This is a genomic window from Bradyrhizobium sp. USDA 3364 (assembly GCF_054056355.1).
Genome location: NZ_JBSRYG010000002.1, coordinates 2,552,757 through 2,571,589, shown reverse-complemented (window position 1 = coordinate 2,571,589; position 18,833 = coordinate 2,552,757). Strand labels below are relative to the sequence as shown.

At 65.4% G+C, this 18,833-nt stretch carries 23 protein-coding genes; 8 read left to right on the top strand and 15 right to left on the bottom strand.

Annotated elements, in window-relative coordinates:
* Window positions 1-117: 117 nt before the first annotated feature.
* The gene (locus tag ACVILL_RS12020; RefSeq protein WP_456729234.1) at window positions 118-996 is read left to right on the top strand and encodes an HpcH/HpaI aldolase/citrate lyase family protein; all 879 of its coding nucleotides are present in this window, start codon (window positions 118-120) and stop codon (window positions 994-996) included.
* A gap of 28 nt (window positions 997-1,024) precedes the next feature.
* Here the strand turns inward: ACVILL_RS12020 and ACVILL_RS12015 are convergent, their stop codons facing one another.
* From ACVILL_RS12015 to ACVILL_RS12005, 3 genes are all read right to left on the bottom strand, one after another.
* The gene (locus ACVILL_RS12015; protein ID WP_456729233.1) at window positions 1,025-1,828 is read right to left on the bottom strand and encodes a hypothetical protein; all 804 of its coding nucleotides are present in this window, start codon (window positions 1,826-1,828) and stop codon (window positions 1,025-1,027) included.
* A gap of 85 nt (window positions 1,829-1,913) precedes the next feature.
* Entirely contained in the window at window positions 1,914-2,516 is a 603-nt protein-coding gene (leuD, locus tag ACVILL_RS12010; RefSeq protein ID WP_456729232.1) for a 3-isopropylmalate dehydratase small subunit, read from the bottom strand.
* Window positions 2,517-2,727: 211 nt separating this feature from the next.
* Window positions 2,728-3,129 (bottom strand): metallopeptidase family protein, encoded by a 402-nt coding sequence (locus ACVILL_RS12005; RefSeq protein ID WP_456729231.1) that lies wholly within the window; start codon window positions 3,127-3,129, stop codon window positions 2,728-2,730.
* A 115-nt stretch (window positions 3,130-3,244) separates the two neighbouring features.
* Between ACVILL_RS12005 and ACVILL_RS12000 the strand changes: the two genes are divergently transcribed.
* Window positions 3,245-3,574, top strand: a complete 330-nt coding sequence (locus tag ACVILL_RS12000; protein WP_456729230.1) for a hypothetical protein — start codon at window positions 3,245-3,247, stop codon at window positions 3,572-3,574.
* Here the strand turns inward: ACVILL_RS12000 and ACVILL_RS11995 are convergent.
* A complete protein-coding gene (locus tag ACVILL_RS11995) occupies window positions 3,571-3,789 on the bottom strand; it encodes a hypothetical protein (protein WP_456729229.1) in 219 nt (72 codons plus the stop codon). The two genes, ACVILL_RS12000 and ACVILL_RS11995, sit on opposite strands and share 4 nt — an antisense overlap.
* Window positions 3,790-4,041: 252 nt before the next feature.
* On the opposite strand from ACVILL_RS11995, the gene ACVILL_RS11990 reads away from it, so the two are divergent.
* Window positions 4,042-4,272 (top strand): hypothetical protein, encoded by a 231-nt coding sequence (locus tag ACVILL_RS11990; RefSeq protein WP_456729228.1) that lies wholly within the window; start codon window positions 4,042-4,044, stop codon window positions 4,270-4,272.
* Between the two features lie 125 nt (window positions 4,273-4,397).
* The gene (locus ACVILL_RS11985; RefSeq protein WP_456729227.1) at window positions 4,398-4,736 is read left to right on the top strand and encodes a hypothetical protein; all 339 of its coding nucleotides are present in this window, start codon (window positions 4,398-4,400) and stop codon (window positions 4,734-4,736) included.
* A 292-nt stretch (window positions 4,737-5,028) separates the two neighbouring features.
* Here ACVILL_RS11985 and ACVILL_RS11980 read toward each other — a convergent pair whose 3' ends face one another.
* Entirely contained in the window at window positions 5,029-5,238 is a 210-nt protein-coding gene (locus ACVILL_RS11980; RefSeq protein ID WP_456729226.1) for a hypothetical protein, read from the bottom strand.
* 230 nt (window positions 5,239-5,468) lie between these two features.
* Window positions 5,469-6,875, bottom strand: coding sequence for a 3-isopropylmalate dehydratase large subunit (gene leuC, locus ACVILL_RS11975; RefSeq protein ID WP_456729225.1), 1,407 nt, complete (start codon window positions 6,873-6,875; stop codon window positions 5,469-5,471).
* Window positions 6,876-6,912: 37 nt separating this feature from the next.
* Between leuC and ACVILL_RS11970 the strand changes: the two genes are divergently transcribed.
* Window positions 6,913-7,074 (top strand): hypothetical protein, encoded by a 162-nt coding sequence (locus ACVILL_RS11970; RefSeq protein WP_456729224.1) that lies wholly within the window; start codon window positions 6,913-6,915, stop codon window positions 7,072-7,074.
* Window positions 7,075-7,261: 187 nt separating this feature from the next.
* On the opposite strand, the gene rplS is transcribed toward ACVILL_RS11970, so the two are convergent.
* From rplS to ACVILL_RS11950, 4 genes are all read right to left on the bottom strand, one after another.
* The gene (rplS, locus tag ACVILL_RS11965; RefSeq protein ID WP_018269387.1) at window positions 7,262-7,642 is read right to left on the bottom strand and encodes a 50S ribosomal protein L19; all 381 of its coding nucleotides are present in this window, start codon (window positions 7,640-7,642) and stop codon (window positions 7,262-7,264) included.
* A 109-nt stretch (window positions 7,643-7,751) separates the two neighbouring features.
* On the bottom strand, window positions 7,752-8,498 hold the full coding sequence (trmD, locus tag ACVILL_RS11960) for a tRNA (guanosine(37)-N1)-methyltransferase TrmD (protein ID WP_456729223.1): 747 nt from the start codon (window positions 8,496-8,498) through the stop codon (window positions 7,752-7,754).
* A gap of 9 nt (window positions 8,499-8,507) precedes the next feature.
* Window positions 8,508-9,590: a zinc-binding dehydrogenase gene (locus ACVILL_RS11955; protein WP_456729222.1), complete on the bottom strand. Its 1,083-nt coding sequence runs from the start codon at window positions 9,588-9,590 to the stop codon at window positions 8,508-8,510.
* A 133-nt stretch (window positions 9,591-9,723) separates the two neighbouring features.
* Entirely contained in the window at window positions 9,724-10,920 is a 1,197-nt protein-coding gene (locus tag ACVILL_RS11950; protein ID WP_456729221.1) for an MFS transporter, read from the bottom strand.
* Window positions 10,921-11,091: 171 nt separating this feature from the next.
* Here ACVILL_RS11950 and gcvA point away from each other — a divergent pair, with 171 nt between their 5' ends.
* Complete coding sequence (gene gcvA / locus ACVILL_RS11945) at window positions 11,092-12,003, top strand: transcriptional regulator GcvA (RefSeq protein ID WP_456729220.1); 912 nt, start codon at window positions 11,092-11,094, stop codon at window positions 12,001-12,003.
* Window positions 12,004-12,015: 12 nt separating this feature from the next.
* Here gcvA and rimM read toward each other — a convergent pair whose 3' ends face one another.
* The 3 genes from rimM to ffh all read right to left on the bottom strand — a co-directional run bounded on the left by rimM (window position 12,016) and on the right by ffh (window position 14,612).
* The gene (gene rimM, locus ACVILL_RS11940) at window positions 12,016-12,537 is read right to left on the bottom strand and encodes a ribosome maturation factor RimM (RefSeq protein WP_456729219.1); all 522 of its coding nucleotides are present in this window, start codon (window positions 12,535-12,537) and stop codon (window positions 12,016-12,018) included.
* Window positions 12,538-12,555: 18 nt separating this feature from the next.
* Window positions 12,556-12,888, bottom strand: a complete 333-nt coding sequence (gene rpsP, locus ACVILL_RS11935; RefSeq protein ID WP_016847621.1) for a 30S ribosomal protein S16 — start codon at window positions 12,886-12,888, stop codon at window positions 12,556-12,558.
* Between the two features lie 176 nt (window positions 12,889-13,064).
* Window positions 13,065-14,612, bottom strand: coding sequence for a signal recognition particle protein (gene ffh, locus ACVILL_RS11930; RefSeq protein ID WP_456729218.1), 1,548 nt, complete (start codon window positions 14,610-14,612; stop codon window positions 13,065-13,067).
* A gap of 377 nt (window positions 14,613-14,989) precedes the next feature.
* On the opposite strand from ffh, the gene ACVILL_RS11925 reads away from it, so the two are divergent.
* On the top strand, window positions 14,990-16,054 hold the full coding sequence (locus ACVILL_RS11925) for an MBL fold metallo-hydrolase (RefSeq protein WP_456729217.1): 1,065 nt from the start codon (window positions 14,990-14,992) through the stop codon (window positions 16,052-16,054).
* A gap of 211 nt (window positions 16,055-16,265) precedes the next feature.
* Here the strand turns inward: ACVILL_RS11925 and ACVILL_RS11920 are convergent, their stop codons facing one another.
* Both ACVILL_RS11920 and ACVILL_RS11915 read right to left on the bottom strand, forming a co-directional pair.
* Complete coding sequence (locus tag ACVILL_RS11920; protein WP_456729216.1) at window positions 16,266-16,997, bottom strand: SIMPL domain-containing protein; 732 nt, start codon at window positions 16,995-16,997, stop codon at window positions 16,266-16,268.
* A gap of 5 nt (window positions 16,998-17,002) precedes the next feature.
* Window positions 17,003-17,713, bottom strand: a complete 711-nt coding sequence (locus tag ACVILL_RS11915) for a GyrI-like domain-containing protein (RefSeq protein WP_456729215.1) — start codon at window positions 17,711-17,713, stop codon at window positions 17,003-17,005.
* A 183-nt stretch (window positions 17,714-17,896) separates the two neighbouring features.
* Here ACVILL_RS11915 and dapF point away from each other — a divergent pair, with 183 nt between their 5' ends.
* Window positions 17,897-18,772, top strand: a complete 876-nt coding sequence (gene dapF, locus ACVILL_RS11910) for a diaminopimelate epimerase (RefSeq protein WP_456729214.1) — start codon at window positions 17,897-17,899, stop codon at window positions 18,770-18,772.
* Window positions 18,773-18,833 lie beyond the last annotated feature (61 nt).

Genomic DNA, 18,833 nt, shown 5'->3' with positions numbered 1-18,833 from the left:
ACCGGAACAAGACTTTCGGCGTGCCGCCTGAGATGATACGGCAGCGTTGAAGGATGGCTCCGGCCTGATGCCCAAACATTGGACAGCGGCGGAGCCCAAGCCCGCAGGAGAATGCCGATGACCCGTCCGCGCCGCAGCCTGTTGTTCATGCCGGGATCGAATGCACGGGCGCTGGAAAAGGCCCGGACGCTGCCGGCGGACGGCATTATCCTCGATCTGGAGGATTCCGTTGCCCCCGACGCCAAGGCCACCGCGCGCGAGCAGATCGCCAAGGCGGTGGACGCCAAGGGTTTTGGCAAGCGCGAGGTCCTGATCCGCATCAACGCGCTCGATACGCCATGGTGGGTCGACGATATCGGCATGGCCGGCAAGGCCCAGCCGGACGGGATCCTGGTTCCCAAGATCTCGACCGTCGACGATCTCAACGCGGTCGCCGATCGCCTCAGCGACATCAACGCCCCGGCCTCGATCCGGGTCTGGGCCATGATCGAGACCGCGCGCGCGGTGCTCGACGCCGACAAGCTCGCTGCCGCGTCGAAGGCTTCCGAAATCCGGCTCGCCGGTTTCGTGTTCGGGCCGAACGACATTGCGCGCGAAACCCGGATCCGGATGAAGCCGGGCCGTGCGGCGATGATCCCGATGATCACGCATTGCATCCTGGCGACCCGCGCGCACGGGCTCGAGATCCTCGACGGGCCCTACAGCGACATCAGCAATGTCGACGGCTTCGCCGAGGAATGCGCGCAGGGCCGCGATCTCGGCTTCGATGGCAAGACGCTGATCCATCCGAGCCACATCGATGCCTGCAACGCGATCTTTACGCCGCCGGAGGCCGAGGTCACCGAGGCGCGCAAGATCATCGCCGCCTTCGAGAAGCCGGAGAACGCCGCGCGCGGCGCGATCCAGCTCGACGGCCGCATGGTCGAGCGCCTGCACGCCGAGATGGCCAGGCGTACCATCGCAATCGCCGACGCGATCGCCGCGATGGGGCATTGATCTTACCCTCCAGGGGAGGGTGAGAGCGTCACGCTCCAAACTTCTGCGACGCCCACGCATACAGGCTGCCGGGAATCGGCGCCTCCTTGCCACGGCCTTTCGGCGAGATGTGCAGGCCGATGATCTGCGGATCGTTCAGGTAATGCGAAAAATCCGACGGTTCGAAGAACAGTCCTGGCTCCGCATGCACCGCGTAGAACGAACGCTTCGGCAGCGCGTGCTGCAATTCGTCCTCGCGGCGCGCGAGCGCGGTCAGCGCGGCGGGACCGAAGATCGCGACGCGGATGTCGGCGAGGCGGTCTGACTTGCCGCGCAGTTTGCGCATCGCAAAGGTCAGGCGATGGCGCAGCGCCAGCCAGTCCGGCACCAGCTCGTCCTGCTTCATCAGCGCCTCGAAGGCGCGCACGATTGGATCATTCTGCGGCAGATACAGCACGGAGTTGCCGAGTTGCCGCGGCCGCTCCCAGGCAAAATAGGGTTTTGCGGGATCGATCTCGACCGGCTTCAAGAGCAGCACGTCGGCGTCGAGCCACAGGCGCGCGTCATCTGCGCCGGCGCGCTGCGCCATCAGCCGCATGCGGAAGAAATCGCTGAATTGCAGCATGGTCCAGTCGCGCCATGAGCCGTCGGGCTCCGGCGGACGCAGCTTCTCGGCGAACGAATGCGGCAGCACCGCTTCGGCCTCGGCATTGCCGACGCCATCGGGCAGGCCGGGAATCGGATCGAAGCTGTAGACGGTCACCTTGTGCCCGGCCGCCACCTGCGAGCGCAGGCACGTCCGGCGCAGTGCATCCATCGAGCCGTGCCAGAAGGTGACGATGTCGGGCAGCATGCGCGTCAGCTATCAGCAGTTTTGCGACGAGGCAAAGAAAAACCCCGGCGCCTTAAGGCACCGGGGCGCGATGATACGCTGTGTCTCAGGCCCAGGCCCGCTCCTTGAGCTTGGCCTCGTAGCTGTCGATCGACTTCTTCTTCTCCATCGTCAGGCCGATGTCGTCGAGGCCGTTGATCAGGCAGTGCTTGCGGAACGGGTCGATCTCGAACTTGACCTTGCCGCCGTCCGGACCGCGGATCTCCTGGTTGGGGAGGTCGATGGTCAGCGTCGCATTGGCGCCGCGCTCCGCATCGTCGAACAGCTTGTCCAGATCCTCCTGCGACACGCGGATCGGCAAGATGCCGTTCTTGAAGCAGTTGTTGTAGAAGATGTCGCCGAACGAGGTCGAGATCACGCAGCGGATGCCGAAGTCGAGCAGCGCCCAGGGCGCGTGCTCGCGGCTCGAGCCGCAGCCGAAATTGTCGCCGGCGACCAGCACCTTCGCGTTGCGATAGGCGGACTGGTTGAGGACGAAATCGGGGTTCTCGCTGCCGTCATCCTTGTAGCGCTGCTCGGAGAAAAGCCCCTTGCCAAGGCCGGTGCGCTTGATGGTCTTGAGGTACTGCTTCGGAATGATCATGTCGGTGTCGACGTTGATGATCTTCAGCGGTGCCGCGACGCCTTCCAGCGTGGTGAACTTGTCCATCGGTGCTCTTCCCGGGCAAAAAAACAGGGGATACGGGCCGAATCTTTATCGCGAATGTGACAGCGGTAAAAGGGCCATTTCTGCAAAGCTGGAGCCCCCGTTCCGATTGGATCGGTACGGGAGCTCCAGCCTCTTGTTTGGACGCGTTTTCTTCACGCGAACCGTTTCCATCCCGGATCAGGTCCGGGGCAGGCTTTCGCTCGAAAACGCTCTAGTTACCTGCATCGGCCTCAATCGCCTCCATATCGGCGTCCGAAAGGCCGAAATGGTGCCCAATCTCGTGGATCAGCACGTGGCGGACGATGTGGCCGAGGGTCTCGTCGTGCTCTGCCCAGTAGTCCAGGATTGGCCGGCGATAGAGCCAGACCAGATTGGGGAGCCGGGCCACGTCGCCATGGCTCTGCTGCGGCAGGCCGATGCCGTGGAACAGGCCGAGCAGGTCGAACTCGCTCTCGGCCTGCATCTCATCGAGCACCTCGTCGGTCGGAAAGTCGTCGACGCGGATGATCAGGCCCTCGCAGAGGGCCCGGAACGTCTTGGGCAGGCGCTCGAAAACCTCGTGCGCCATGGCCTCCATCTCGGCGAGCGAGGGGGCTTTGGCTGTTGTCCACATGACACTCCTTTAGCGCGAGTGCCTCGCGCGGCGCCAGCGCAGTTGACCTTGGCGGCGCAATGGGAGACCGTGCCGGCTTGGAATGGGACTCAAGAGCGGGGCTTGGGTAGGCGTGATGAAACGGATCGTGGCGGCAGCGCTGTTGACGGCATCAGCCGGGCTCTTGCTTCCGGCGGGAGAGGCGCGGGCACAGAGCGCGGCGGCCGAAGCGCGCATCGGGGCGACGGCACCGGTCGCGCGCGAGCGGGTCGTCGAGCGTCGCCGGCTCAAGCGCGTGCCGATCTACCGGTCGAACCCGCCCGATCATTGGGAACCGGATGTGATCCCGCGCTACAATCCCGGTCCGAACGCCGTTCGCGAATGCACCGCGACCTATGTGCAGGAGCACCGGCCGAGCGGTACCGTGATCACGCCGCGCATGAACTGCTTCTGGCGGCCGGGCTAGTTGCGTCGGCGCGCTGCGCCGATGATCGCGGCCGCCGCGATCAATCCCGTCGTTCCATAGACCGCAATCGCCATCAGCATTTGCATAAGATGACCGGCGGTCCCCATGCCGCCGCCCGGTCCTTGCGCGGCGAGCGCGCCATCAATCGCAATGATGGAATCACCGAGCACTGCCGCGCCGAGCGCCAACCATTTGCGCCGGCCTTGTTGTGTCATTGGCGATCTCCGCGAGAGGCACCCACAACATACGACTATAGTCTGCGCCGGTTTTCCGCACAGACACAAAAAATCCTGCGGCCATTCCGGAACCTGATCGCGCCTGCAGCATTCATGAGCGTGGCGCAGATATTCACTTCCCACTCACGTCGCCCGCATTCCGCTTGCGATCTGCGTCGCGGTCAACGGGGTCGATTCAAAACCGAATCGTCGTTGCAAGACGTGACGTCAAGGGATCAAGGAGACAAATTCATGAAGGTGACGAAGGTTCTGGGACTTGCGGCCGTCGGTGCCGTACTGGTTTTGGCGGCGCCGGCCGAGCGTGCGAGCGCGATGTCGCTCGCCACGCCGGGCAGTGCCGCAACGGTTCAGGACAACGCGAACCAGACGGCTACCCAGGTACGCTGGGGCCGTGGATATCATCGTGGCTGGCATCGCGGACATCACCGTGGCTGGGGGCACCGTCGCCACTGGCGCCGCTGATCGCGCGGCGTATCAGCGCAGTTGAGACACAGGCCCGTGAGCAGCGGGCCTGTCGTCGTTCTCAGCCATCAAACCGGCAGATTCACACGCGGAATGATATCAATCGAAATCTGCAGGAGTTGATCATGATGAGATGGATCGGTGTTGCCGCTGTCGTGTGCGCGTTCGCATTGACGGCGCCGGCATCGTCAACCGCCGCGGCACCAGCCGAGCCGCAGGCTGCGACACCACAGCGGCAAGCGGGCAAGGCGACTGACTTCAGCGCACAGCGCCATCATCACCATTACCATCGTCACGACTATCACCACGGCTACCGGCCATATTATCGACCGCACTACCGGCCCTATTCCTATTACCGGCCGTACGGATCCAATTATTACGGACGGCCCTATTACTATCGGCCGTATCCGTATGCCGTGCCGGCGCCGTTCACCTTCGGCTTCGGGTTCGGCCCGTTCTGGTAATGCGTCTCGCCGCGCCTTGCGCGGCGTTACGACGCAAAACCCTTCGCCAGCAGCACGACGCCTTGCGCGATATGGGCGCTATTACCGCCGGCACTTCCATCACTGGCGCTACTTCTATGGATCGTCCCCGACCTATTATCATCATCGGCGCTGCCGGGTGATCTGGACCTATTACGGGCCGCGCCGGATCTGCCGGCCGTGGTGGCACCACTGTCACTACTGGCGGCCGTGTGGCTATTGGTGAGGGCTGAAATGACGGCGGGCGCCTCGCGGCGCCCGTTCACTCTTCACGCTAGTCCCAGTTCTTCAGCTTCCAGGGTTTGATCTTCCACGGCGTCAGGTTCTCCATCCGCCATTGCGTCCAGCGCTCCGGCGGCCAGTGGCCGAGCCGCGAGGTCTCCTTCACCTCGGGAAGCGGATCGATGATGCGCGTGACTGCACGACGGCGCTTCTGGCGCGTCGCGTCGCTGATCATGTCGACGAATTCGGGTTTATCGGCCACGGCACGCGCTCCTTGCAAAGCTGGTCTTCGCAAGGAGACAGTGTGCGTGCGCCCCGTTAACGAGCCGTTTCCACAACGGCTCGAGCTTGAGGCGAAACTTCTAAAGCGCGATGAGATCGGGTTGAATCGTCATCGCGCTTCAGCGCCTCGTTTGAGCATGATCTCCGCGCAAACGCTTCGCGTTTGTCGCGAGGGAAAACCGCTTCGCACTTTTCCGGATCATGCTTTGCTTACCGCCAGTCGCGGACGTCGACGAAATGTCCGGCGATCGCGGCGGCTGCGGCCATCGCGGGCGACACCAGATGGGTGCGGCCCTTGAAGCCCTGGCGGCCCTCGAAGTTGCGGTTCGAGGTCGAGGCGCAGCGCTCTTCCGGCTTCAGCTTGTCCGGGTTCATCGCAAGGCACATCGAGCAGCCCGGCTCGCGCCATTCGAAGCCGGCCGCAATGAAGATCTTGTCGAGGCCTTCGGCTTCCGCCTGCTCCTTCACGATGCCCGAGCCCGGTACGATCATCGCGTTGACATGCGCGTTGACGGTCTTGCCCTCGGCGATCTTCGCGGCGGCGCGTAAATCCTCGATGCGGCCGTTGGTGCAGGAGCCGATGAAGACGCGGTCGAGCTTGATGTCGGTAATCTTGGTGCCGGCGGTCAGGCCCATATATTTCAGCGCGCGGTGCTTGGAGATGCGCTTGGCCTCATCCGCGATCTTGTCGGGATCGGGCACGAAGCCGGTCACCGAGATGACGTCCTCAGGGCTCGTGCCCCAGGTGACGATCGGCGGCAGCTTGGCCGCATCGAGCCGGATCTCGTGGTCGAAATGTGCGCCCTCGTCGGAGCGCAGCGTCTCCCAGTAGCGCATCGCGGCATCCCAGGCGGCGCCCTTCGGCGCCTTCGGGCGGTCGCGCAGGAAGTCGAACGCCTTCTGGTCAGGCGCGACCAGGCCGGCGCGCGCGCCGCCCTCGATCGACATGTTGCAGACCGTCATGCGGCCTTCCATCGACAGCGCACGGATCGCCTCGCCGGCATATTCCAGCACATAGCCGGTGCCGCCGGCGGTACCGATCTCGCCGATGATCGCCAGGATGATGTCCTTGCCGGTCACGCCTTCCGGCAATTTGCCGTCGACGATCGCGCGCATGTTCTTGGCTTTCTTCTGGATCAGCGTCTGCGTCGCCAGCACGTGCTCGACCTCGGAGGTGCCGATGCCGTGCGCGAGCGCGCCGAACGCGCCATGCGTCGAGGTGTGGCTGTCACCGCAGACGATGGTGGTACCGGGCAGCGTGAAGCCCTGCTCCGGGCCGATGACGTGGACGATGCCCTGGCGCTTGTCGAACTCGTTGTAATACTCGATGCCGAATTCCTTGGCGTTCTCGGCGAGCGCCTTGATCTGCTCGATGCTCTCGGGGTCGGGGTTCGGCTTGGTGCGATCCGTGGTCGGCACGTTGTGGTCGACGACGGCGAGCGTCTTCTCCGGCGCATGCACCTTGCGGCCGGTCACGCGCAGGCCTTCGAATGCCTGCGGCGAGGTCACCTCGTGCACCAGATGGCGATCGATATAGATGAGGCTGGTGCCGTCCTCGGCCTCGTGGACCAGATGGTCGTTCCAGATCTTGTCGTACAGCGTGGTCGGTTTGGACATGAGCTTCAGCTCCAGAAGAAATTCAGTGGTGAATGGCATGAGCGCGTCTCAAGCGCGCGAGCAGGCGAAGGCGTCCAGGCAGCGTTACGCTGCGCGTCTAAGCTCGGACGTCGCCGACGTCGCAAAGCGCCCGAAGAAGCGGCCGGGCAGCCGCGAGCGATCGTCGATCACGACGCGCTGGCAGGGCTGGCTTGCTTGATCCGGAACCATTCTAAATTTCTAACACAGGGCCAAGTCCCGCGACAATCGATCGATTGCGCGGGGTGCCCTTGCCGTCATTGCGCGGGTCGCGCATGGCGAGCAGGGCCAATCAGTAGATAGATATGCCGCAACAAAAAAGCGCGGGGCCCGCCCCGCGCTTTTGAACTCGTCCCTTGTGGGATGAATTACTCGCCGACAGCGGTCTGGCGGTCCTGCTTCTCGACGATGCGGGCCGACTTGCCGCGCAGGTTGCGCAGATAATAGAGCTTGGCGCGACGAACCTTGCCGCGACGCACGACCTTGATCGAGTCGATCATCGGCGACATCACCGGGAAGACGCGCTCGACGCCTTCGCCGTAGGAGATCTTGCGCACGGTGAAGCTCTCGTTGAGGCCCTGGCCGGAACGGCCGATGCAAACGCCTTCATAGGCCTGCACCCGGGTGCGTTCGCCTTCGACCACCTTCACGTTGACGATGACGGTATCGCCGGGGCCGAATTCCGGGATGTCCTTGGTGGCGGCGAGCTTGTCGAACTGCTCTTTTTCGAGCTGCTGAATAAGGTTCATTGAAATCTCCATCGGCGGCGCGCCCAGCCTTTGGCGGGCTGCGCAAACGTCCATCTATCCTGCGCGGGTGCGGATTTGGCCGCCCGTATAAGGCAAAGCGCAGGGTTTGTCACCCGTCTGTCGTGTTTTTTGTCCGTCGCGGAGCGGCTTTTTGGCTGGGCTTCCGGGTCCAGAGGTCGGGCCGCCGCATGGCCGTCAGGGCCTCGGATTGGGCCAGCCGCCAGGCCGCAACCTTGGCATGGTCGCCGGAAATCAGGATTTCCGGGATTTGGCGGCCCTCGAACTCCTGCGGACGGGTGTATTGGGGGTATTCCAGTAGTCCATCGGAAAAGCTCTCCTCGGTTCCCGAGGACTGCTTTCCCATCACCCCCGGCAATAGGCGGACACAGGCGTCGATCAGCGCCATTGCGGCGATTTCGCCGCCGGACAGCACATAATCGCCGATCGAGACCTCCTCGAGGCTCCGCGTCTCGATCACCCGCTGGTCGATGCCCTCGAAGCGGCCGCAGACGATCAGGGGGCCGGGGCCGGCCGCGAGCTCCACGACCTGGGCCTGGGTCAATGGCCGACCCCGCGGGCTCATCAGCAGGCGCGGGCGGTCAGGGGCGATCCGGGCGGCGTCGATCGCCGCCGCCAGCACGTCGGCCCGCAGCACCATGCCCGGGCCACCGCCGGCCGGTGTGTCGTCGACGCTGCGGTGCTTGTCGGTGGCGGATCCCCTGATATCGCGCGCCTCCAGCGCCCAGAGGCCCGAGGTCAGCGCCCTGCCGGCGAGGCTCACGCCAAGCGGTCCCGGAAACATGTCCGGGAACAGGGTCAGCACGGTCGCGCGCCAGGGTATCTCTTGCGATGTCATGGCCTCTGGTTACGGCACCACGGCCGTGAGGTCGAGGCTCTGCATCATGGCAGCCGCGTCCACCGCGCGGCGGAAGTCGGCGAGGGCGAAGGTCGCGACGTTGATCTTGCGCAGATCGAGCAGGCCTTCGGCGGCGAGGCTGGCGAGTTGGCCCGGCGCCGTGCGGTCGTACATGAACTGCCCGACCACCTCCCAGTCATTGGCCAGCATCTCGCGGAACGAGAGCTCGAGCGGCACCTCGGCGCTGCCCATCACCACAAGCCGGCCGCCGCGCCTGAGCGCGCGCAGCGAGGACAGCGTTGTCGAGGTGCTCTTCGCCGTGCCGAGCAGATCGAGCGCGACATCGGCGCTGCCGCCGGCGGCGCGGCGGATGGTCTGAAGGTCGGCTGCAGCATCGCCGGTGACGACGGCAGGAATGACGCGCGGGCCGAATGCATCGCGCAACTGCTCGAGCGCGGCTTCCTTGCGTCCGACGGCGACGACGCGGCCCGCGCCCATCGCGACCGCGAGCATCACGCCGCCCGAGCCGAAATAGCCGGTCGCGCCGTTGATGACGATGGTCTGTCCGCCGCGCAGGCCGGAGCGCTGCAAGCCGCCGAACGGCACGATCAGTTTTGCCAGCCCGATCAGCTCGGTCGCCGGCTTGTCGTCGAGATTGGCGAGCGGCGTGACGCAGGCGGCCGGCCAGTGCGCGATCTCGGCGAACACGCCGTCGCGCCAGCGCGCCTGTAATGCCAGCGCCTCCGGCGTCGTCACCGTCGCGGTGAGGCCGATCAGGATCTGCGGCGGATCGCGATCCGGCACGTCGCCGCGCAGATGCGGACTGAGGAACACGCGGTCACCGCTCCGCACATGCGTGACGTTCTCGCCGGTCGTGACCACGCGCGCGATCGCATTGGTGCCCGGCACGAACGGCATCGGCGGCAGGCTGTAGGGCAGCGCGCCGGACAAGAGCTTGTTGGTGTAGGACAGCACCATGCCGGCTTCGATCCGGACCACGACGCCATCGGGCGCGGGCTTGGGCGTTGCGACATCCTCGAAGCGCAGATCATTGTGGGCGTGCAGCCGCCAGGCTTTGTGGGTGCTTGTCATTGCGATGCTCCGTGACACTATCGCTTAAGTAGCCCGGATGGAGCGAAGCGCAATCCGGGAGTCGCACCCCCAACAAGCACTGCCCCGGATTTCGCTGCGCTCCATCCGGGCTACAAGCTTCGGATAGTTATCGTCACGCCTTCGGATCGTCCGCGAGATGCCGCGCCAGCGCGACGGCGAGCGGACAGATCGCCAGCGCCGTGAGCGCGGTCGCCGCGGTGGCAAGCGTCGGGCCGAGCGCGTCACCAAGCAGGCCGTAGACCACCGGCGCGATCGCGCCCGATCCGATCGTCCCGGTGTAGAACACCGCGAAGGCGCGCTCGGTCTGGTGCGCCGGTGTCAGCTCGGGCACCGTGCCATAGAGCACCGAGGAGGTGCCGTTGAGCATCACGCCGAGCAGCGGCAGCAGCACGATCGCCGGTGCCAGCGGCAGCAACAGCACCGCAACGATCAGTGCCGCCGTGCCGCCTTCGGTGATCAGCACGGTGCGCAGCGTGCCGACCCGCGCGCCGAGCCAGCCGCAGGTGAATTTCCCGGCGGCGCCGCCGATGAAGACCAGTGCCAGCGCAAGGCCGTTGGTCGGCAGCGACGCGCCCTTGTCGCGCAGCAGGAACGGCAGGAAGGTGAGAAAACCCATCCTGACCGCGGTGTCGAGAATGCCGATCGCGAGCAGCCAGGGAAAGCCGCCGCCTGTGCCTTCGCTGCGTGATGCCGCGGCCGACTTGTGTTCGGCGCCCTTGCCGACCGAGGGCATCCAGAGCGCGATGCAGACTGCGACCAGCAGGCCTGCAAACGCCAGCACGAGCAGCGCGTGACGCCACGACATGATCACGAGCAGGATCGAGGTCGCCGCCGGAATCGCCGCTTTGCCGAGATCGCCCGTGAAGTTGTAGATGCCGAGCGGCCCGCGCGCGCCCGTGCCATAGGCGCGCGACACCGCAGCCGAAGCGATCGGATGCTGCGTGCTCGAGCCCGCGCCGGAGAGTGCGAGCGCGAGGCCAAGCCCGATGATGCCGCCGGAGAAGCCGGCGAACACATAGCCGAGCGCCGACAGCGCGGTGCCCGCGATCAGGATGATCTTGCCGTCGATCCGTTCTGCGATACGACCGACCGGAATCTGCAAACCGGCCATGGCGCCGGCATAGAGCCCGCGCAACAGCGCCAGCAGCCCGTAGCTCAGCGCGAACTCGGCCTGCCAGATCGGCAGCAGCACGTAGATCAGGTCGGTATAGCCGTCGTGGAGGGCGTGGTTGAGTCCCGTCACCGTCAGCGTGCGGGTCGCCCGGGGCTGGCCGGAACGGGAGGTGCCGGCTTCCACGGACACGCTCATTGCGGCCCCCTGCTGCAAGAAAATCTAAAGTCTGGACGGAGGAACATCGGGAGGGGGCCCTGGAAAAGAAAGCTACACGAATAGCTTGCGTTGCACTATGCATCGCCAAAGCTCATGTCACAAATCAGTAATAATTGGATCATGGGTTAGAAAATCTGGTATTGAAGAATCATGTTCGTCCCACGCCGCAGCCTGCCGCCGCTCAATGCGGTCCGCGCCTTCGAGGCCGCCGCGCGGCTCGGCAGCTTCAAGGAAGCCGCCGCCGAGCTCAGCGTGACCCATGGCGCCGTCAGCCAGCAGATCCGCCTGCTCGAGGAATGGCTGGGTGCGCCGGCGCTGTTTCGGCGATCGGTGCGGCGCGTGGTGCTGACGCCGGCGGGTGCTGCGCTGTTGGCGGAATTCGCTCCGGCGCTCGACCGGATCTCCGCCGCCGTGCAGCAGCATCGCGAGCGGCGCGGCGATGCAGCTGTCGCGGTGTTGCGCGTCAACGCGCTCGCGACATTCAGCCTGCGCTGGCTGCTGCCGCGGATGAGCCGGTTTCGCGCCGAGCATCCTGACATCGAGGTGCGCCTCAGCACATCGAACGATCCGGTGGACGCGCTGCCCGACACCTTCGACGTCGTGATCCGCGGCGGCCCCGACACGTTTCACGGCTTCTCGTCACGCTTCCTGGTGTCGGAGCGGAGATTGCCGGTATGCAGTCCACAGCTGGCAGCGCAATCGCCGCTGAACGAGATCGCGGATCTCTCGCGGCACACACTGCTGCATGTCACGTCGATGCCGCGGCTGTGGCGCGACTGGCTCACCGAGGCCGGGCAATCCGCGCTGGAGCCGGCGGCGTCGCTGACCTTCGATCATTTCTATCTGACGATCCAGGCCGCGCTCGATGGTCTCGGCGTCGCGATGGGGCCGACGGCGCTCATTGCTGACGATCTCGCGGCCGGGCGTCTGGTGACGCCGTTTCCCGCCATCAGCCTGCCGGCGCGGAGCTACTTCGCGTATTTCCCAGCGGGCCGCAGCAACGATCCGCACAGCGCGGTGTTCTGCGACTGGCTCGAGCAGCAGGGCCGGATGACGGGTTGAAGATTGTTCGGATCAGGAAGCCGACGGATCGTCGCCGTCGATTTCCTGCGGCAGGTCGATCATCACGCGGCCGCCTTCAAGATCGACCGTCGGCACCACGGCGTTGGTGAAGGGCAGCAGCATCGTCGTGCCCTGCGGCGGAGCGATCTCGATGATGTCGCCGGCACCGAAATTATGGATCGCGATCACCTTGCCGAGCGGCTGCTCTGCCGTCGTCACCGCGGCAAGCCCGATCAGATCGGTGTGGTAATATTCGCCGTCATCGGTGTCCGGCAGCCGTTCGCGCGGAACGTAGAGCTCGAGACCGTTGAGCCGTTCGGCATCATCGCGGCTGGCGACGCCTTTCAGCGTCACCACCAGATGGTCCTTGGCCTCACGCGCATGCGTGACCTCGAACTGGCGCGAGCCGTCCTTGGTCATCAGCGGGCCGTAGTCCTTCACGGCCAGCGGGTCTTCGGTGAAGGTCCAAAGCCGGACGGCGCCGCGCACACCATGCGCAGCGCCGATGCGGGCGACACAGACCGGTGCAGCCACCGTGGTCGCCGTTCAGCTTTAAGCCTTGGCGGCGGCTTCGGCCTGCGCCTTGCGCTCCTTGCGCGGCACGGCCTTCTCGGGGTTGTTGCGCGGCGCGCGCTTCTTGACGCCGGCGGCGTCGAGGAAGCGCGTCACGCGATCCGACGGCTGCGCGCCCTTGGCAAGCCAGGCCTTTACCTTGTCCATGTCGAGCTTCAGGCGCGACTCGTTGTCCTTCGGCAGCAGCGGGTTGAAGTGGCCGAGACGCTCGATGAAGCGGCCATCGCGCGGGAAGCGCGAGTCGGCGACGACGACGTGATAGACCGGACGCTTCTTGGTGCCTGCGCGAGCGAGGCGGATAACAACGGACATTGAGTTCTCCTTAAGTGTTGGTTTGAAGTCTGTATTGGTCAGTTACGCCGTCATTGCGAGGAGCGGAGCGACGAAGCAATCCATGTCTCCGCAATCGGTGAGATGGATTGCTTCGCGGAGCCTGTCATCGGGCCGGCCAGAGGCCGGACCCGTTGGCTCGCAATGACGAAAGCGGGTCATTTCTTCTTGCCCGGGAAGCCGCCGAGGCCCGGCAGCATCGGCTTGCCGGAAAGGCCGGTCAGGCCCGGCACGTTCGGCAGGCCGCCGCGCAGCCCGGCCGGCAAATCCTTCGGCAGATTGGGCAGGCCGACGCCGGCGCCGCCCTGCATCTTCTCGGCGAGCGCCTTCATCTCCTCGGCCGACGGCGGCTTCATGCCGCCGCCAAAGCCCATCGCCTGCGCGATGCCGGCGAGCGGGCCGCGCTTGCCGCTTCCCATGGCCTTCATCATGTCGGCCATGTTCCGGTGCATCTTCAGGAGCTTGTTGACCTGCTCGACGCTCTGGCCGGCACCCGCCGCGATGCGCTTCTTGCGGCTCGCCTTCAGGATGTCCGGATTCTTGCGCTCCTGCCGCGTCATCGAATCGATGACCGCGACCTGGCGCTTGATGATCTTGTCGTCGATGCCGGCCGCCGCGATCTGGTTCTTCATCTTGGCGATGCCGGGCATCATGCCCATCAGGCCGCCGATGCCGCCCATATTGGCCATCTGCTGCAGCTGCTCGCGCATGTCGTTGAGGTCGAACTGACCCTTGCGCATGCGCTCGGCGGTGCGCGCGGCCTTCTCGGCGTCGATATTGGCGGCGGCCTTCTCGACCAGCGAGACGACGTCGCCCATGCCGAGGATGCGGCCGGCGATGCGGCTCGGATGGAAGTCTTCCAGCGCGTCGGTCTTTTCGCCGGTACCGATCAGCTTGATCGGCTTGCCGGTGACCGCGCGCATCGACAGCGCGGCGCCGCCGCGGCCGTCGCCGTCGACGCGGGTCAGCACGATGCCGGTGAGGCCGACGCGCTCGTCGAACGAGCGTGCCAGATTGACCGCGTCCTGACCGGTGAGGCTATCCGCGACCAGCAGCACTTCGTGCGGGTTGGCGGCGGCCTTGATCTCGGCCGCCTCCTTCATCATGTCTTCGTCGAGCGTGGTGCGGCCGGCGGTGTCGAGCAACACGACGTCGTAGCCGCCGAGCTTGCCGGCTTCCAGCGCGCGCTTCGCGATCTGCGGCGGCATCTGGCCGGCGACGATCGGCAGCGTCGGAATGTCGAGGTCACGGCCGAGCACCGCGAGCTGCTCCATCGCCGCCGGGCGGTAGACGTCGAGCGAGGCCATCAGCACCTTGCGCTTGTCGCGCTGGACCATGCGGCGCGCGAGCTTTGCGGTGGTGGTGGTCTTACCGGAGCCTTGCAGGCCGACCATCATGATCGGCACCGGCGGCACGGAATTGATATCGATGGTCTGGCCGTCGGAACCGAGCGTGGCGACCAGTTCGTCATGGACGATCTTCACCACCATCTGGCCCGGCGTCACCGATTTGACGACGGTGGCGCCGATCGCCTGCTCGCGGACCCGGTCGATGAAACTGCGGACCACCTCGAGCGCGACGTCGGCTTCGAGCAGCGCGCGGCGCACCTCGCGCATCGCGGCATCGACGTCCTTTTCTGTCAGCGCGCCGCGCCCCGTCAGACGATCGAGAATGCCACCAAGCCGTTCCGACAGATTGTCGAACAATGCCGTTGTCCTTCGTTGCGCCCGTGAGCGCGTCACTCGCTTCGGGCCATCCCCGCGCGTTCGCGCGTGATGACCACATAGTCCGCCTCGGCACCGCGCCAAGACGATGGTCCAAACACTTTCGCGCCCGAGGGCGCATCGCGCTGTCGGGCGTTGGCCTCTGGCCTCCAGGACCAGTCGGCGGGTCGAAAAGACAGAGCTTTCCGAGAAAGTGGCGGGGTTAAACGCTGTCGGGGGCGGAAAGTCAAGGAAAGTTTCGCCGCAATCCGCCCGAGACTGACGGTAAGGTACTGAAGTTACGTCGATTTGCCATGCCGGTTCCGAATTCGCCGCCGCCACCCATATAAGCGGAGCCTGCCTCCTATACGGGAACCCGCTTGCCCATCACCCGCCGCCGCGTTCTCGCAAGCTTGACCGGAGCCGCCGCCGCGATCGGCGTGCCCTCGATCTGGATGACTTACATGAAAACTTACGACGGCCCCGTCTCGGATCACTTCGACGGCCTGCACTTCTTCGATCCGGACGGCTCGCCGCCGAAATCGCTCGGCGAGGTGCTGCGCTGGCAGTTCGGCGGCGGCCGCAAGCGCGAGGTCTGGCCGGAATGGGCGCCGAGCCCCCATGCCGATACGCCGCCGCCGCGGGTCGAGGGCGACAAGGTGCGGTTTTGCTTTGTCGGCCATGCCAGCTGGCTGATCCAGACTGGCGGGCTCAACATCCTGGTCGATCCGGTCTGGTCGATGCGCGCCTCGCCGTTCGGCTTCGCAGGTCCGAAGCGGCACAACGATCCCGGCATTGCCTTCGACAGACTGCCAAAGATCGACGTCGTGCTGGTGTCGCACGGCCATTACGATCATCTCGACGTCGCGACGCTGTCGAAGCTGCATGCCGCGTTTGCGCCGCGCGTCATCACGCCGCTCGGCAACGACGTCACGATGCGGGCATCCGATGCTGCGATCAAGGCCGAGGCGTTCGACTGGCACCAGCGCGTCGAGCTCGGCGGCGGCCTTGCCGCGACGCTGGTGCCGACGCGGCACTGGTCGGCGCGCGGCCTGCTCGATCGCAACAAGGCGCTGTGGGCGAGCTTCGTGCTGGAGACGCCGGCCGGCAAGCTCTACATCGTCTGCGATTCCGGCTACGGCGACGGCCGGCATTTCCGCCGGGTTGCCGACGCGCATGGCCCGCTGCGGCTCGCGATCCTGCCGATCGGCGCCTATGAGCCGCGCTGGTTCATGCGCGACCAGCACATGAACCCGGAAGACGCCGTGAAGGCGCTGGCCGATTGCGGCGCGGCGCAAGCGCTGGCGCATCACCACGGCACGTTTCAATTGACCGACGAGGCGATCGATGCGCCCGCGATCGCGCTCGGCCAGGCGCTCGACGCGGCAAGTGTGCCGCGGGAGAAATTTGTCGCGTTGAAGCCGGGACAGGTATTCGAGATTTAGAGAGAAGAGTAGCCGGATTGCGCTGCGCTCTATCCGGGCTGCGCTTGCTGAAGCTCGTGCAGGTGTTCGAAATTTGATCGTCGTCCCGGCGAAGGCCGGGACCCATTACCCCAAAAATATTGATTGTTGCGCGACGCCGGGGCCGCGCTTCCGTTCACAACAAAACTCGGTGGTAATGGGTCCCGGCCTTCGCCGAGACGACGACGAACACTTACTGCGCCGGCTTGATCGCCCAGGAGACGCTGACATTGACCGTGAGTGTTTCTTCGCCCTGGGCCACCGGCGTCGGCGCGGCGAATCCGGCCGTGGCCATCTTGGCGCGGAATACCGGCACGGGTGCCGAGCCGACTTCGGCGATGTTCAAGGGCGCGCCGAGCGTGACGCCGGCGGCCCTGGCGTAGATCTCGGCCTTGCGGCGGGCATCGGCGACAGCCTTCTCGCGGGCGTCGTCGAGCAGCTTGGAGGCCTGCGACACCGAGAAATTGAGCCCGCCGATATCATTGGCGCCGGCGCCCACCAGCACGTCGATGACGCCGGCGACCTTGCTCACATCGTGCAGTCTGATCGTGACACGGTTGCTCGCGTGGTAGCCGACGATGCTCGGCGGCGCGTTCGGCGACGACGGCGTGCGGTTGGCGAATTGCGGCTGCAGCGACAGCCGCGAGGTCTGATAATCCTTCTCCGCGATCCCTGCGCCCTTCAGCGCGGCCAGCACCTTGCCCATCGTCACATTGTTGGCTTCGGCGGCTTCGCGTGCGGTCTTGGCGTCGGTCGTGACACCAGCATCGAGCTGTGCCTGGTCGGGCGGCGCCGATACGGTCGCCTCGCCGGTGACCGAAATCGCCGGCGGAAAGTCGTCATTGGCCAGTGCGGGCATGGCGAGCAAGGTGGTTGCGATGAGGGGGGCGGCGAAGGGGACGCCGAGGGAAAGGCGATGGGTCATCTGGCTCACTTCAGGGGGACGTAGACGTTGATCACGAGCTTGTCTTCGGCGGTCTTCAGCGGATCGGTGATGTATTCCTCGATGAAGGTGTCCTTGGCCTCGAGCTTCTTGTCGTCGAGGTGATTGGTGATCGCCTCATAGGTGTTGTCCATGTTGTCGTACGAGCCGCGATGGACGAACTTCAGCGCCTTGCCGTCGGGCGAATTACCCATGCTCATGTTCTTGCCGAGATTCTTCAGGTCCTGATCGACCGGGATTTCGGCGATGAAGGTGAAGCCGGTGTCGTCGGTCGAGGTGTAGACGATCATCGGATTGCCCGATGCCTTGACGCCGTCCTTGTCGAGCAGCGCGGTGAGCTGCTTGAACACCTCGATCAGCGCGTCGAAAGCTGAATCCCAGTTGGCGTTACCCTTCAGCATCACGACCTTTTTCGGCTCGAGCGTGAACGGCTCGCCGAACGGATCGGCAGTCTGCACCGGAGAGGCCGGCGGCGGCGCCGGGGTCTGCGACGCGGCGGGGCTGTCGGCTGGCGACTTGGTCTCGGCCGGCGGCGGCACCGGGGTTGCCGATGGCGTCGGCGCAGGGGTTGGGCTCGGGCTGGCTGCGGGAGCTGGCGAGGCTGATGGCGACTGGGCAGGCGCCGGGCTTGCCAGTGCGATCGCGCTCAAAGGGAGCAGCGCGACCAGGGCCGCGCGGAGGGTGTTGATACGGTTCATTTGTTGCTCTCCATCCCCTTCCTCAAACGGCCGCTCGATCTGTCCCGGCGCGCGGTCCGCGAGGTGCGATATTCCTAACACGCTAGTTCTGCATTCGTCCCATGACAGATGCGTCATAGGGCCATTCAGGCTGGCCAATTAGCCACCACTCGCCATATAACCGGGCAGAATTTGGGAAAATCGATGAGCGCGCTCGCCAATCACGCATTCGCCAAGATGAACGGCATCGGCAACGAGATCGTCGTCGTCGACTTGCGCGATTCCAAGGCACAAGTGTCAGCGGCGGAGGCGCGCGCCGTGGCTTCACCGGCCGGCGGCGTGCCCTATGACCAGTTGATGGTGCTGCAGTCGCCGCGGCTCGACGGCACCGAAGCGTTCATCTCGATCTACAACAATGACGGCTCGGAGGCCGGGGCCTGCGGCAATGGCATGCGCTGCGTGGTGCGGCGGATCTTCGAGAAGACCGGCCAGACATCGGCGACGTTCCAGACCCGCGCCGGCCTGCTCAATTGCTGGCAGGGGCCGGCGCCCGATCTCTACACCGTCGACATGGGCGCGCCGAAGTTCGGCTGGCAGGACATTCCGCTGGCCGAGGAATTTCGCGACACCCGCTACATCGAGTTGCAGGTCGGGCCGATCGACAATCCGGTGCTGCATTCGCCGTCGGTGGTCTCGATGGGCAATCCGCACGCGATCTTCTGGGTCGATGACGTCAATGCCTACGACCTCGAACGTTTCGGGCCGCTGCTGGAAAACCATCCGATCTTCCCGGAGCGCGCCAATATCACGCTCGCCCATATCGTCGATCGCGACCACATCACCATCCGCACCTGGGAGCGCGGCGCCGGCCTCACCAGGGCGTGCGGCTCGGCGGCCTGCGCGACGGCGGTTGCGGCGGCGCGGCTGAAGCGCGCCAACCGCGTCGTCGAGATCACGTTGCCCGGCGGCAAGCTCGGCATCGAGTGGCGCGAGCGCGACGATCACGTGCTGATGACCGGCACCGCCGATTTCGAATATGAGGGCCGCTTCGATCCGGCGCTGTTCGCCAGCGTCGCCTAGAGCATGATCCGGAAAAGTGGAAGCCGGTTTTCCGAAGAGATCATGCTCAAACAACAAGGCG